The following is a 14,749-nucleotide window of genomic DNA, read 5'->3' on the forward strand; positions in this document are numbered from 1 at the left end:
AATTATCGTTTGTTGGCTAGTGGCTAATTAATAATGGCTAAGCACGATTAAAAAGAGCCGCTTTTATACAATGTATAAATACCCTCAGCCTACCTCACCATCCAGCCAGTGAGGACGCACTGTTTTGAGTAATAAATCCATCTGGCGTTTGACCATTATCTGCTTGCCAACGCTGGAATGCCATACGAGTATTGGTACCCACGATACCATCAGCGCCTTTGGTATCGTAACCCATACTAGTCAAACGACGTTGTAGGTTAGTCACTTGCGTGGTCGATAATGGACGCTCATAACGAGGCCAAGACTTTTGCAACCCGCTTTGTCCATTAATCGTTTTGCCTAGCAGACTAACACCCAACGCATAACTTGATGAGTTGTTATAGACTTTAATCACATCAAAGTTTGGGCTCAGCAATAATACTGGACCGTCTTTACCAGCAGGTAACCATAGCTCCATCTGAGTATTGGCATCTAAGTAAACGTCCGCTATCGTATCGACGCCCATCGCCGCCCATCTAGCCGCAGGTTGTTTGCTACCAACCACTGAGTAATCAAACGAGGCTGGCACCGTTGCCTCGTAAAATGGCGCTAAGCCACGAACCCAACCTGAGTTACTCAGATAGTTGGCTGTCGAGGCTAGTGCATCACCAGTCGCCCAAGGATTGCGATGTCCATTGCCATCACCATCGACCCCTTGTTTGAGCCAAGTCTCAGGGATAAACTGGGTTTGTCCCATACCACCTGCCCAAGAACCGTCCAACTGTGACCATGATACATCACCGCGTTGTAGCAGTGTCGCTAACGATAGCAACTGCGTTTCAGCAAACTCTTGACGACGACCATCATAGGCAAGGCTGGCAAGCGAACTTGGCAAATCACTATTACCGGTCACAGCGCCATACGATGACTCCATGCCCCATATCGCAGCGATAATCTCTGCATTGACCCCATACTGAGACTCTAGCTGAGACAAATAAGCACGCTGTTCGGCAAATTTACGCTTCCCTACACTGACGCGTCCACTTGATACCGCAGAATCTACGTATTCCCACGGCATCTTGGAAAACTCGGGCTGACCTGAATCTAATGAGATGACTTGCTGGTTTAGATAAGCAGAATCAAGCAATCGACCAATCACTTGGGCATCATAGCCTGACGATATGGCCCGCATAGAAAAGTCTGACTTCCAATCAGAAAAGCTACTATAGCTAGGCTTTGGCGCAGGCTGCGGTTTTACGACTGGTGCAGGTGTTGGTTTGACCTGAACGGTTTGGGTTTGAGTAATCTCAACGCCGCCTTGACGAACAGGCTTACTTTGCATTGCCTGCTGGCTTGTACACCCAACCATCACTAATGCTGGCATAAGGGTGAGGTATTGCTTTTTTAATCTCATAAAAAATCTCAAACATGAATAAATAAAATGGCTCACAGTGGCCAAGCTATCCGTAGCTATTATTTAAGTCTAACGCCCAAGTACGCTACGTGGGTCAATAGGATTACCATTTAAGCGAACTTGAAACTCTAAGCCTACCTCATTGGTCTGACCACTGCTGCCCATACTGGCAATACGTTGACCACGCTGTACTGTATCGCCCTCTTGCACCAATAATTGGCTATTGTGCGCGTAGGCTGTGATGTAGTTATCACTATGACGAATCATAATTAGATTGCCATACTCTGGCAGACCGTTGCCTGAGTAAAGCACAGTTCCTGATTGGCTGGCAAGTACTGGATCACCAACTTTGCCTGCAAACCACATTCCCATATTGCCCGCAGCAGGGTCAATGTTACGAGTTACTGGGTTGCGCGTAGGGTAATCATAACCAGAGGTCGAGTTGGCAGTGGCTTCATAGGCTGGTATTTGAGATTGGGTCACAGGTGGCGTATAAGTTGGTTGCGTTTGAACTGGAGCACTGTAGCTATTGTTACTTGCAGTGGTTGCCACATTGCCTTGCCATAGTTTGAGCCATTGGCCACTATAGATGGTGTATTTACTATCTAGATTGTTCATCGCTCCGATTTGGCGGTAGTTCAGACGATAGCGCGCTGCAATCTGGCTGACCGTATCGCCGCGTTGTACACGGTGATAGTTAGGGACGCCTTGCGCGTTAGTAATAATCTTAGGACCTGCTTGGTTTGCTGATTGATAGGTAGGCTTCGTTGCACAGCCGACGACAGATAGAGTAGCGACTGCCATAGTACCAATCAACGCGGCTTTAACAAGGTGCGATCCAGCTATGATTTTTTTCATACAAGGTTCCTATTCTTTGTGTTGCTCATTCATTGTTTAATCATTCAAAAGATCTTAATGCCATACAAGAGTCTTCTGATATTCTCATAACACGTCAGTGTTTAATAAGCCGGTATGGATTATATCTTATAGAATTTATAGCGCGAGTGTTGATAATCTATCCAGCGCTGCCGTTGGCGTATGATGTAGGCGTACTGGTGACAAACTGACATACCCTGCCGCTACAGCTTGATAATCTATCATCATATCCTGCTTTGCTTGTACCGCATTGATTGATGTTTCTAATGGTCGCTCATTTTTACCTTTTCGTAGAGACAACCAATACGCATCTCGACCGCGTGGGTCTATCATATGGCGTACTGGCTGAGCAGCCTGCTTATGGCCTAGCGAGGTTATTTTTCGACCCTTGATATCATCGGCATGCTGCACATCAGGAATATTAACGTTTAATACATGATAGGGCAAACTTTTGAGCATCTCTAAAACCGAAGTTTCAGTAAGCAGCTTGACGATTTCATGTGCGGCCACTTGATAATCACTGGCTGATTCTTGCCCGCCGTTTTTGACACCTCCGCCTACCAAAGACGTTGCTATAGCAGGAATACCAGATAGTTGCGCAGTCAATGCAGCACCGAACGTACCAGAGAACATCACATCCTGTCCCAAGTTAGCCCCTGAGTTAATGCCTGTAATCACGCAGTCAAAGTCAGTATCACGATACAACTCATGGATTGCTAGATAAACACAATCAGCTGGTGAACCATTTACCGCTACAAATCCAGAAGGCAACTGATGCGTGTGCAGTGGTCTTGAAACACTTAACGCACTGGCATAACCGCTTTGTTCATCGTTCGGGGCGACGACCATCACTTCACCAATAGTCGATAATGCTTGAGATAGTGCCAATAATCCTGGCGCATATACACCGTCATCATTACTAATTAAAAATCTCATTTCTGCTCAGTATGTGGTTAATATTTTATTGCCGATTTTTCTACATCTCTATTTGATCATTCTGCTATCGTGCCATGTCTGTTCAAGATAGCCATCAAAGAACGATGCTCATATTTAAAATGAAAACATGATACTCTAATTCTTCAATGACATGACATCTCAGTCTAACGAAAAAGTATCATTTTGATAGCATGGGCGATTATAACTGAATAATATATAGACACGAACCCTGTCATTAGCAAAGTATCATGTTCTTCTTATGCTAATGATTATATGAGAAAAATAACGTGACCAATATTTGTATAGAGCGGATGACAACCAGTAGATTCAGCATCGCGTTACAATACGCAACACCCCACAACAATACAAACTGATGTACTGATACTGAAGTAACGTCATTAGGGTATGCTACTGATATGTTGCTAAAAAATGGTTTTGGCTCACAAGATATCTACACATAAATCAATATTTTATGTGACTTTTGTTTTTTTACCGATTAACATATGACCATTAAATAAAGACGAGCGAGTGTAATACTGAATGAATAAACAATCGATATTATCTATAGCTTCTGTGATAGCAAATACTGCCTCAAAAGTTGGGATTGCAGGACTGATAACGTCTGTTGCTATGCTGTCTCAAGCTTCTAATGCTGCGAATAACTCTGGCACTACCATTCCGCTAGACATGTCTGGCATCAATATCACTAAGCACGAAATTGCGGTGATGCAGGTACTATCAGAGATATGCCCACCAATGCTAAATGGTAAGCAAAAACAGCGGTTCTATAAGTCGTACACCGTACAGCTACATGAGCTAATGCCTTCTCTAGAAGATCCAAAAGCGGCTATTCAATACTTATCTACACAGCAAGACTACCGCCAGATACTACAAGGTATTCGTAGTTGGACGATGGGATTCTCAAAGCAAGAAAACAAAGCACTATGTGAAGATTTGGCAAACGCGGATTATTAGACAACTAGCTAGTTTAATTCAATAACTAGCGTCCTCTGCTTAATGTGTTAATAATATTGGTATCAATGATAATAAAATAAAAGCTATGTACTCTTTATAACATCAATTAAGCAAATATTATCAACTGATTGTCTAGATATCTGTAGCATCAAAGCTTGCTGTCACTTTACTTGTTATTCACAAGCAGTGGAGCAGGCTTTTTTGTGAGCGTTAAATTTTTATTACAGAGACTGGTCAGATGATAGACACGACAAATATATGATAGGCCTTCATTTTTCTTTTCAAACTTGCCTTATTTTTGCATTTATCGATTCCCCATCGGTAGTCATTTTGCTAAGATAAGGCGTTAATTTTATGTCTATTGTGTAGGCGTTACTATTTTCATCGATACATTATTTTAAACACTGCATTTAAGACATGCTGCTTAAAATAATGTATGGAAATAGGTACAAAACATAAGCGATAGATACATTTGGTTCCATGATGCGGTGTAATGATATATGACAGTAAAGCGTGTAAAAAATCAGCTGATACAGCTGGTAGTTGGTGTAAGTATCTCGATGAGTGCAGTAGTGGCAAACGCAGCCATTCAACCACCTGAAATGGACAATACTGCCTATGTGTTGATGGACTATAACACTGGCGAAATTTTGGCTCAAAAGAACGCCAATGAGGCGCTGCCGCCAGCATCTCTGACTAAGATGATGACCAGTTATATCATTGAGCAACGCTTAGCATCAGGCGACCTGAAAGAAGATGAACAGGTATTGATGAGTCCAAACGCATGGTGCCGTGGTAGCAGCAGCCAATCTTGTATGTATGTGCCTGTGAACAAAACCGCCAGCGTCATCGATATGCTACGCGGTATTATTATTCAATCAGGTAATGATGCATCGAAAGCCATGGCTGAACATATTGCTGGTAGCGAAGCCTCATTTGCAATATTGATGAACGAACAAGCACAAAAGATTGGCATGGAGAACTCTAACTTTGTCAATGCTACGGGTATGCCTGATGAAGGTCATTTAGCGTCTGCTTTAGATTTGTCTAAACTTGCTCGCGCTATTATCAAAAACAGCGGCGACTACTATAGTATCTACGCAGAAAAAGAGTTCACTTATAACGGTATTACCCAAGGTAACCGTAATGCTCTGCTGATTACCGACCCTACTGTTGATGGCCTGAAAACTGGCCACACTGATGCGGCAGGCTACTGCTTGGTTGCATCAAGCAACCGTGAAGGCATGCGTCTAATCTCTGTCATTATGGGTACCAAGAGCCAACAGGCTCGCGCTGATCAGTCACGCGAACTACTTAACTGGGGTTTCGGTCACTTTACAACGGTTACCAAGGCGCCTGCTGGGCAGTTCGTTAGTAAGCTTCCAGTATGGTTTGGAGAAGCTGACGAGGTAGAGCTTGCAACTGGCGACAACTTGCAAATCCTAACCAGTAAAACCCAGAAAAACAAAATTACCACAGTGGTGGATATTCCTGAGAGTTTAGAAGCACCGATTAAAAAAGGTCAGGAAGTTGGTAAAATGATGGCTGTCATTGATGGTAAAGCGGTAGCCTCAGTTCCTATCATTGCAACCAACGATATCGAACAGTCAGGCTTTATGAGCCGTACTTGGGAACATATCGTACGCTGGGTAAAGAATCTTCTCTAAGAGAAACCTTTAAAAAGCAATTCCAGCTAAAAACTGTTTAAAAAAAGACGCCTCAAAATGGGCGTCTTTTTTCTTTTTATGCTTACTTTAATTCAACAGTGCTTCGATAGTAAAAAATATGAAAAATGCTACCTAGTAAATTAAATAAGCCTAACTAGGAACACCGATTTAATAGAACCGTACTACGTCCAAACCAACCATTGTTTTAATAAGTCGCTTAACGCTTTGTCCTTATAAGTAGCAATATGACAATAGTCAATACCAGCTGCTTTTAAACCATACTCAAAGCTGCCTACATAGCGCGCCCGATGCTGTGGATACCAATATACCAATAACGCACGATGCTCGCTCTTACTGCCCTCATCGCTTTCATGCTTACGGATACGTTTGGCTACCATCGCAGCTTTTTCCGGGAAAACATCTTCACCAAACATCACCATGTCAACTTTCTGCTTACGCATCTCCTCTATGACGAGTTGGTTACCTTGGCAACAAATAATCGTAGCCCCTAGATATTCCAGTTCATTTAATAAGGAGCCTGTCTCATGATAGTAATAATAAATAATCGTTAGACCAGACAATAAGCGCTGCTGTTTTGATTGCTGTTGATTGGGCATCGCTATGGTCAGCGTAAACTGTGTACCTACACCAAGCACACTATCAACATCAATCGTAGCACCCATAAGCTGCGCCATTTGTCTAACAATCGGTAAGCCAACCCCTGAGCCTTCGTACTGGCGAGTTTGCGACGAATCTACCTGAAAGAACGGATTAAATATATCGTCTAGGTGCTCATTATTGATACCAATACCCGTATCTTTCACGCTAATCTGCCAACGATTACTTTTATTAAAATGTGTCAGTTGCGACGTAATCGTAACTTTCCCGACAGGCGTGAACTTAATCGCATTATTGAGCAGTATCGATAGTATCTGATATATTTTTTCTGAATCACCATATAGGCTATAGTCTATATGATGAATATTACTGATTAACTCTAACCCTTTTTGCGTAGCCATATTTTCAAACTTAGCTAACAGATCAGCGATTAGCTGTAATGGGTTAAACTCATTTTTATGAATTCTTATCTGGCCTTTTTGGATCTGGTTCAACTGTATAATATGATCTAACGACAATACCAATTTATCACTACCACTACTGATAATCTCTACCGCGTCTTTTTGCTCTCTGCTGAGAGTCTCATAATCTAACAGTTGTAAACCGCCTACAATTGCATTCAACGACGTTTTTAACTCATGAGAAATCATGCTTTGAAAATTGTGCAATTGCACATCAAGTGACATATCTTTATTGTGCAATTGCTGTTCAAAAGCTGCAAGGGTTTCATAACCTTGCCGTGCTTCTTGTAAACGATTGAATAAAACAATTAATGCTTTTTTGATTTGGGTCAGTTCTTGAAAATTGAATTGCTGCGGAATGACGGGTAGTTGCTCTAGATTTGTGTTGTTTATGACAATATCACAAACATCAGTTAACACTTCAATATCTTTAACTGGCCAATTAAGTTTTCGGAAAATGTAAAAAGCAAAAATAATAATCAGCACAACTGTTGTTAGCCATAACCACAGGATATTTTGGAACCACTGTAAACGTAGCAACTTTACATCTATCGTAATATTAATATAACCAATCAATGTGCTATTTTCGGTAACTGTATCAGTCACCTCATCTGGCGCTGACGATTCGCTCATAATGTTTGATAAAGTCAGTGCTAACTGTTGATTGGAATCGGACTTATTGGACGCGATACTACTGGCATCAAGGTCTTTACTAATCACTGGATAGTTGAAACTGACCGTATGCGCAAATAAAGCATTTTTCCAATCAGCAAGCGACTGGTCTATATCTTCAATTGGCTCAGAAGTTGAATAGAAAACAATACTCTGAATAGTCGGCTCATTCTCTAACAAGATATTGACTTGTTCAGCCACAACATCTGCCCCATCTGCAGTCGATGCGCTAGTCGTTAGTAGCGATGCCAATTGCTGAATATGCTGTTCTTTTTCTTGATAGTGATGCACTAAACCATAAAGAAAAGGCAACAAAAAACCTGCCAGCACTGCCAATACGACAGCTTGTATGACAGAACGCCAGATAAGTACGGGGATGGTTTGAGACGAACGGTTGTTCATATCACTCTACTGAGTCGCGTGCAGCTTTCATTTATAGTACAGGTATTTTAAAGATGTGATAAGTAAGACATTTGAGTATTTTTTGAAACTAAGATAGCTATTTATAAGCCCAAACTATAGCGTATTAATAGAAAAATGTCATCGCGCTATCGAACGCGATGACATTAATCATAAAGCTAAAGATATAACGCCTAAAATACGAGAATTAACGAGGCTTTTTATCTTTGGTAGTAAATTTCTGTGATCTATTACGCTCACGTTGACGCAATTGCTGAGCTTTAGCTTTAGTCGGCGTGTCGCTCTTGTTAGCATATGGATTGTCGTTTTGCTTCAAGATAACGTTAAGCGGTGTGCCTTCTAGCTTAAATACCTGACGGAACTGATTCTCCAGATAACGCTGATAGCTCTTAGGAAGCGCACTGGTTTGGTTACCATGAATAACAATAACAGGTGGATTGTGGCCACCAATATGCGCATAACGCAACTTGATACGACGACCAGCAACGGTCGGTGGCGGATTGGCCGTTACCGCATCTTGCAAAATCTGAGTCAAACGGTTGGTTGATACTTCAAACATCGAAGATTTATACGCACGTAAGATAGACGGATATAAATTACCGACGCCTGTACCATGCAATGCTGAAATCAAATGTATTTTTACATAAGGAATAAAGCTAAAACGGCGATCCATTTCAAGCTTGATATAGTCTCTTTGATCTTGCGTTAGACCATCCCATTTATTGATCGCAACGACTAACGCTCGTCCAGCGTCAAGTGCATAACCAATCATATGCAAATCTTGGTCCACGATACCTTCATGAGCATCAATGACAATCACGGTTACGTTAGAATCTTCAATCGCTTGCAAGGTCTTGATGACAGAGAACTTTTCTACTTTTTCATCGATTTTACCGCGGCGACGTACACCAGCGGTGTCAATCAAGACATAGTCTCTGCCTTCACGCTGATAAGGAATATAAATACTGTCGCGTGTCGTGCCTGGCATATCGAATACCACTACTCGATCTTCGCCAAGCAGGCGGTTCACGAGCGTTGATTTACCAACATTTGGGCGACCGATAATGGCAAGCTTTAAGCCTCTTGGCTCTACTATGTTTTCTTGCTCAGGCATATCAGCCGTTAGCACTTCAAGCAAGTTGCCCACACCGCGACCATGACTGGCTGCCATCGGATACGGCTCGCCCAATCCTAATGCATAAAACTCAGCAGGCGCTGCATCATGTACACCGTCGACTTTATTGGCGACAACATACACAGGCTTGCCTAACGTATGCAAAAATTTACCAATTTCAGCGTCTGCGCCAATCATACCGGCACGAGCGTCAACGACGAATACGATGATGTCTGCTTCATGAATTGCTGTATGCGACTGCTCAGACATATAGTCATCGATATTGCCGCTACCGTCGTCAGCTTCACCGATACCACCCGTATCTACAACGATAAAGGATTTGTCTTCATAAGTTGCATCACCGTACTGACGGTCACGAGTCAATCCCGAAAGGTCAGCGACCAATGCCTGCCGACTTTTTGTGAACTGATTAAATAAGGTGGATTTACCGACGTTTGGACGACCAATTAAGGCGACCACAGGCTTGATACTCATGGGTTACTCTCAGTGAAAGGCACAATGACGGGCAGTACAGTTAGTCTTATAACCAGTGACATAACAATAGTAATAGATATGCTGCAATTGACCGTGAATTAAAATGAATGATAGAACAATAGCAAAAATAATAGATGGCTATTTTACGATTAAAAATAGTATATAGGATGGCTTCATTATACCTATTATACATAAATAAATAGTATATATGGATAGCACATCGGTCGCATAGAGTACGCGAAAGCCTGTGTTTAAACAAGCAATTTACACAAGGCACTAAACGCTGACTAAGCAGCGTTTGTGTTTTATAAATGACAATCAAGAATAGGCTTAAGGGCTATAGTGAAATATTACACTTCATTAGTCATCGATAAGCACCTATCTACATAGTTATTAGCGAACTAACTGCCAAATAGCAACTTGTCCTGACGTACTTTGAGTCATTAAACGGCTACCTTGAACTTGCAAGTTGGTCAACGCACCTTTTGTCTCTACACGACTAACGATGCTACCCGTAGCAGGGTTAAACAAATGCACTACGCCATCGAAATCACCAATGGCGATATAGTTGCCAATCATCACAGGATTGGTAAGATCACGATAAGCCAATTCGTCACTTTCCCAGAGTGTCTCGCCACTGTTGCGATCATAAGCAACTACTTTGCCATCTAGACTGGTAGCGATAACTTGCTGAGTATTTACCGCCAATGATTTGAGACTCGCAATTTCATTGACGAACATCACCTGACGTGAGGCCAAATCAATACCTAATAGCTGACCACTATAGCTGATCGCAAATAACTGATTTTTATCTACGATAGGTTTGCCATCGACATCACTCATGCGCTCAACTTCACTACTACCAGCGCCTACGCCAACACGTCTTGACCATAGCGGAAGACCGTTATCGACAGTAATTGCGTGCAAACGACCATCAGCTGTCGCCAAAAGTGCCGTCTCATTGTCTAATAAAGTCGGCGCAGCGCTACCGCGAACGCTGATAGCAGGTACTTGAGTGGCGAACTGCCATACTGACTGTCCAGTTTGCAGCGACAGACCATGTAAGAAACCATCATTCGCTGATAATACCACACGATTATTGGTAATCAGTGCTGGCGTCAAAACTGAGCCTGATAACTGCTGCTGCCAACGCTTTGCCCCAGTCGTGCTATCAAACGCCATGACCTTGCCACCACGAGTACTAACGATAGCTGTCTGGCTCAATGCATCTACTGCAACACCGCCAGTAATTTGATCGTCAACATTGATGGACCATACGCGCTCGCCTGCGCTATTAAACCCTGACAGCTCACCACCGCGTGATGCAGTAACGATTTGACCATTAGCATAGCCAACTTGCAAATCTAGCGGATCCTTTTTGCTGGCTTTTTTGTTGCCAACATCGGTAATAAATACAGGCTGTAGTACGCTAATCGGCTGAGCGATTTGTACCAATTTTACCGGATCATTAACGACAGGCTTAATACCGCGATTACATCCAATCACTGCCGTGCTCATTACTGCCAGTACGGCCACATGCATGACTGTCTTTTTGATAATCTTGGTGTTTAACATTTTGCTAGAGCGAATAGATTGAGTCATTGTATGTTCTCATTACAGATAAATTATTATTAATTGGTAAATTGGCCAACGGCAAATTAGTAATCATTAGGTTATATTAAAAAAGAGCTTTGGATGATTACCAACTTTCAATACTATCCTACTGACTTACTGCCCTGCTTCGACAGCGACTTCATTCGAGGTATCCATCACTAACGATGGCTCAGGAGCAGATGGCTCTTGAATAAGACTGGTTTGCTCAGCAATCGGCTCAGCCGTGATACCTAAGCTTTCCATCTTTAATGCCAATACTGCACGCGTTTCTTGACGGCTACGTAATAGCTCCCACGCATTGCTATAAGATTTAATCGCTGAATCTTTATTGTCTTGTGCTAAATAAATATCTCCTAGCAGCTCCTGCTGACTTGCTTCAAACGAGCTTGGCATGTCATTGTTTGCTTCTGATAGTGCAGCATCTGTATCACCTGCGGCCAACAGCGTTTTTGCATAGCGTAAACGAGTAATCGCTTCTAGACCAGCATCACCCAAATCAATGGCCAATGCTTTTTTGAATGTCTCAGTCGCTGCTGCAAAGTCATCATTGTCTACTTGTTGACGTGCCTTTATCATTAGCGCTTGCCATGCATAAACCGACTCACCGTGCGTACTGACCAAAGTATCAATATCTTTGTCTAGCTGGCTACGACTTTGGGTAAGTGCTTCTTGAGCCTCTGCCTCTAAATCTGGGTTTTGCGAGGCCAATTTAACCTCTTCGTTTAGCTGCTGAATATCAGCATATTGATCGGCGGCAACGGTATCTACTCGCGCATGGTTGTTTTGCCAGTACGTCCAACCAAAGTAGGCGGCCAGTGCTAACAAAATCGCAGTGACGATATAACTACCATATTGCTTTAGCGCTTGCATGGAGTTATCTGCATTCGGCGAATTAGGTGTCAGAGCCATATATATTTACCTGATAAAATTTACATTAAATTGCTAGTGCCACAAACAAAGCTGATTAGTCAAAGTCGGTTAGCGACGAGAGAAGTTATCTTTATTTGATAGCCAATCTTGGACGACCGTCTTTTGCTCACCTGTCTGCATATCTTTAATACTAATCGTATTATCATCTAGCTCTTGCTGGGCGATGATGACTGTCAATGCCGCGCCTGACTTGTCTGCCTTCTTCATTTGCGCTTTTAGACTCGTGGCACTGGCCATCTTTACTCGTACATCTGGACGACTGTGACGTAAGTTCTGTGCATAGCTTATACCAGCACTATATACCTCAGGATGAGCCACAACGAATACATCACAAGCAGGTATATCAGCAATCGGCGCAACCGCTTCTATCAGTAGCAATAAACGCTCAAGCCCCATTGCAAAACCAACACCAGGCTCAGATTTGACTGGTTTACTGCCACCTGTACCGATTGATTTTAATTGCCCTACTAGCCCATCATAACGACCACCTGCACAAACAGTGGCTTGGCTTCCAAGCTTATCCGTTACCCACTCAAATACCGTTTTATTGTAATAATCGAGGCCACGTACTAAGTGCGGATTGATTTCAAAATCGATATTAAGCGCAGTCAGATAGGCTTTGACCTGCTCAAAATGCGCCACACTCTCTTCACCCAAGAAGTCAGCAAGCTTTGGCGCATCTGCTAATACTGCTTGCGTACTCGCCTCTTTGCTGTCCAAGATACGTAAAGGGTTAGTCGTTAGACGGCGTTTGCTATCTTCGTCTAGCTGGTCTTTTTTATCAGTTAAATAGGCAACCAATGCTTCGCGATAAGCATAGCGCTCATCCAGCTCACCCAAACTGTTTAATTGCAAACGCATCTCATTGTTGAGACCTAGCTCTTGCCACATCAGATGAGTCATCGCAATCAGCTCAGCATCAGCATCTGGTAATGCACTACCGAAGCTCTCGACACCTAACTGATGAAACTGGCGATAGCGGCCTTTTTGCGGGCGCTCGTAGCGGAACATTGGACCGATGTACCAAAGCTTGGGCGTGTCACCGCGTAGCAAGTTGTGCTCGATAACTGCGCGCACTGCTCCAGCTGTGCCTTCAGGACGTAACGCTAACGGCGTTGGCGGCTCAGATTTATCCGTAAAGCTATACATCTCTTTTTCGACAATGTCAGTCGCGCCGCCAATAGCACGCGCAAATAGATCCGTTTGTTCAACGATAGGCAAGCGAATATGCTCGTAACCGTACCTACCAAGTACATCAGCCAATATCGCTTCTAAATGCAGCCACTTTGCTGATTGGTCAGGCAAAATATCATTAAAACCTTTGATAGCTTTGATCATGGTACGGTCGTATCCTTAAATGTTTAACAGGTATTCTATTATTGTTTTCTATGTACTTAAATAAGCGTTGTATGTGATTAATACTGTGACGGTATAGCCTAACGTATCAATCTATTCTATGGCTTATTTTACGCGAATGATTTCATTCTCACGTTTTTTTGCCAAATCTTCTGCATGGGCGCGAACCATACCTTCTATTTCATCAACCAGATTGTCTGTGTCGATAAGGTGGCTTTTCTCACCCATACGATAGACCAGTGATCGAGGGGCAGCACCAACGATGCCAATATCGGCCTCTTTTGCCTCTCCTGGACCATTCACCTTACAGCCGATCACAGATAGATTCATCGGTTCACGAATATCTTCTAGGCGCGACTCTAACGCTGTCATTACCTTAATCACATCAAACTCTTGACGCGAGCAGCTTGGACAGGCGATAAAGTTTACACCGTTCGAACGAATATTAAGCGACTTTAAGATATCAAAACCAATCTTAATCTCTTCTTCAGGCTCAGCTGCTAACGAGATACGAATGGTATCGCCAATACCATCTAGCAATAATCCACCTAATGCAATAGCAGATTTGACAGCGCCCGTACGGTAGACACCCGCTTCCGTCACGCCCAAATGTAATGGATTATCAATTTGCGCTGATATTAAGCGATAAGCATCCAATGTCAAAAACACGTTGCTGGCTTTGACAGATACTTTATATTGGTCAAAATTAAGACGCTCTAAAATATCAATATGGCGCATTGCCGATTCTAGCATTGCCTCGCCAGTTGGCTCAGTATACTTACGCTGTATGTCTTTTTCTAAAGAGCCAGCGTTGACGCCAATACGAATCGGAATATTATGATACTTGGCACAAGCGACTACTTCACGTACTTTGGCATCGCTACCAATGTTACCGGGATTGATACGTAAGCAGTCAGCGCCCGCTTCAGCAACGGCCAAAGCGATTTTATGATCAAAATGCACATCAGCGATCAAAGGCACGCTTACCAGTTTGCGAATTTCACCAAAGGCTTTGACCGTATCCATCGTTGGCGTTGATACGCGCATCAAATCTGCACCTGCTTCGACACAACGCTCGATTTGAGCGACCGTTGCTGCTACATCACAGGTGTCAGTGTTGGTCATGCTCTGTACGCTAATTGGTGCATCACCACCAACCGCGACATCACCGACATAGATTTTTTTGGTCAGACGACGATTAATAGGCGATGGCATTGACATA

At 42.9% G+C, this 14,749-nt stretch carries 11 protein-coding genes; 2 read left to right on the forward strand and 9 right to left on the reverse strand.

The features are described from left to right. Positions 1-94 precede the first annotated feature (94 nt). The 3 genes from CXF61_RS05280 to surE all read right to left on the reverse strand — a co-directional run bounded on the left by CXF61_RS05280 (position 95) and on the right by surE (position 3,205). Entirely contained in the window at positions 95-1,393 is a 1,299-nt protein-coding gene (locus CXF61_RS05280) for a lytic murein transglycosylase (protein ID WP_101206205.1), read from the reverse strand. 69 nt (positions 1,394-1,462) lie between these two features. Beyond that, positions 1,463-2,251 (reverse strand): M23 family metallopeptidase, encoded by a 789-nt coding sequence (locus tag CXF61_RS05285; RefSeq protein ID WP_101206206.1) that lies wholly within the window; start codon positions 2,249-2,251, stop codon positions 1,463-1,465. Between the two features lie 135 nt (positions 2,252-2,386). After that, positions 2,387-3,205 carry a 5'/3'-nucleotidase SurE gene (gene surE / locus CXF61_RS05290; protein WP_165597437.1) on the reverse strand — a complete coding sequence of 273 codons (819 nt, stop codon included), beginning with the start codon at positions 3,203-3,205 and terminating at the stop codon, positions 2,387-2,389. A gap of 540 nt (positions 3,206-3,745) precedes the next feature. On the opposite strand from surE, the gene CXF61_RS05295 reads away from it, so the two are divergent. Then, the gene (locus CXF61_RS05295; RefSeq protein WP_057759051.1) at positions 3,746-4,180 is read left to right on the forward strand and encodes an MCR_0457 family protein; all 435 of its coding nucleotides are present in this window, start codon (positions 3,746-3,748) and stop codon (positions 4,178-4,180) included. A gap of 500 nt (positions 4,181-4,680) precedes the next feature. After that, positions 4,681-5,847 carry a D-alanyl-D-alanine carboxypeptidase family protein gene (locus CXF61_RS05300; protein WP_160021596.1) on the forward strand — a complete coding sequence of 389 codons (1,167 nt, stop codon included), beginning with the start codon at positions 4,681-4,683 and terminating at the stop codon, positions 5,845-5,847. Between the two features lie 182 nt (positions 5,848-6,029). On the opposite strand, the gene CXF61_RS05305 is transcribed toward CXF61_RS05300, so the two are convergent. From CXF61_RS05305 to ispG, 6 genes are all read right to left on the reverse strand, one after another. Beyond that, the gene (locus CXF61_RS05305) at positions 6,030-8,000 is read right to left on the reverse strand and encodes a sensor histidine kinase (protein WP_165597438.1); all 1,971 of its coding nucleotides are present in this window, start codon (positions 7,998-8,000) and stop codon (positions 6,030-6,032) included. Between the two features lie 205 nt (positions 8,001-8,205). Then, positions 8,206-9,627, reverse strand: a complete 1,422-nt coding sequence (der, locus tag CXF61_RS05310) for a ribosome biogenesis GTPase Der (protein ID WP_057759046.1) — start codon at positions 9,625-9,627, stop codon at positions 8,206-8,208. 393 nt (positions 9,628-10,020) lie between these two features. Next, positions 10,021-11,229 (reverse strand): outer membrane protein assembly factor BamB, encoded by a 1,209-nt coding sequence (bamB, locus tag CXF61_RS05315; RefSeq protein WP_165597439.1) that lies wholly within the window; start codon positions 11,227-11,229, stop codon positions 10,021-10,023. A 126-nt stretch (positions 11,230-11,355) separates the two neighbouring features. Then, complete coding sequence (locus CXF61_RS05320; protein ID WP_102078151.1) at positions 11,356-12,150, reverse strand: YfgM family protein; 795 nt, start codon at positions 12,148-12,150, stop codon at positions 11,356-11,358. A 69-nt stretch (positions 12,151-12,219) separates the two neighbouring features. Next, entirely contained in the window at positions 12,220-13,509 is a 1,290-nt protein-coding gene (gene hisS / locus CXF61_RS05325; protein ID WP_165597440.1) for a histidine--tRNA ligase, read from the reverse strand. Between the two features lie 123 nt (positions 13,510-13,632). Further along, entirely contained in the window at positions 13,633-14,748 is a 1,116-nt protein-coding gene (gene ispG, locus CXF61_RS05330) for a flavodoxin-dependent (E)-4-hydroxy-3-methylbut-2-enyl-diphosphate synthase (protein WP_165597441.1), read from the reverse strand. Position 14,749 lies beyond the last annotated feature (1 nt).

Source organism: Psychrobacter sp. 4Dc, from assembly GCF_002836715.1.
In the GTDB taxonomy this organism is placed as follows: Bacteria; Pseudomonadota; Gammaproteobacteria; order Pseudomonadales; family Moraxellaceae; genus Psychrobacter.

Bases quoted from the DNA above. Each gene is read 5' to 3' on its own strand.
- CXF61_RS05295 (WP_057759051.1), top strand. From the start codon at position 3,746: ATGAATAAACAATCGATATTATCTATAGCTTCTGTGATAGCAAATACT.
- hisS (WP_165597440.1), bottom strand. From the start codon at position 13,509: ATGATCAAAGCTATCAAAGGTTTTAATGATATTTTGCCTGACCAATCA.
- ispG (WP_165597441.1), bottom strand. From the start codon at position 14,748: ATGTCAATGCCATCGCCTATTAATCGTCGTCTGACCAAAAAAATCTAT.
- CXF61_RS05300 (WP_160021596.1), top strand. From the start codon at position 4,681: ATGACAGTAAAGCGTGTAAAAAATCAGCTGATACAGCTGGTAGTTGGT.
- CXF61_RS05285 (WP_101206206.1), bottom strand. From the start codon at position 2,251: ATGAAAAAAATCATAGCTGGATCGCACCTTGTTAAAGCCGCGTTGATT.
- CXF61_RS05280 (WP_101206205.1), bottom strand. From the start codon at position 1,393: ATGAGATTAAAAAAGCAATACCTCACCCTTATGCCAGCATTAGTGATG.
- der (WP_057759046.1), bottom strand. From the start codon at position 9,627: ATGAGTATCAAGCCTGTGGTCGCCTTAATTGGTCGTCCAAACGTCGGT.
- CXF61_RS05320 (WP_102078151.1), bottom strand. From the start codon at position 12,150: ATGGCTCTGACACCTAATTCGCCGAATGCAGATAACTCCATGCAAGCG.
- bamB (WP_165597439.1), bottom strand. From the start codon at position 11,229: ATGACTCAATCTATTCGCTCTAGCAAAATGTTAAACACCAAGATTATC.
- surE (WP_165597437.1), bottom strand. From the start codon at position 3,205: ATGAGATTTTTAATTAGTAATGATGACGGTGTATATGCGCCAGGATTA.
- CXF61_RS05305 (WP_165597438.1), bottom strand. From the start codon at position 8,000: ATGAACAACCGTTCGTCTCAAACCATCCCCGTACTTATCTGGCGTTCT.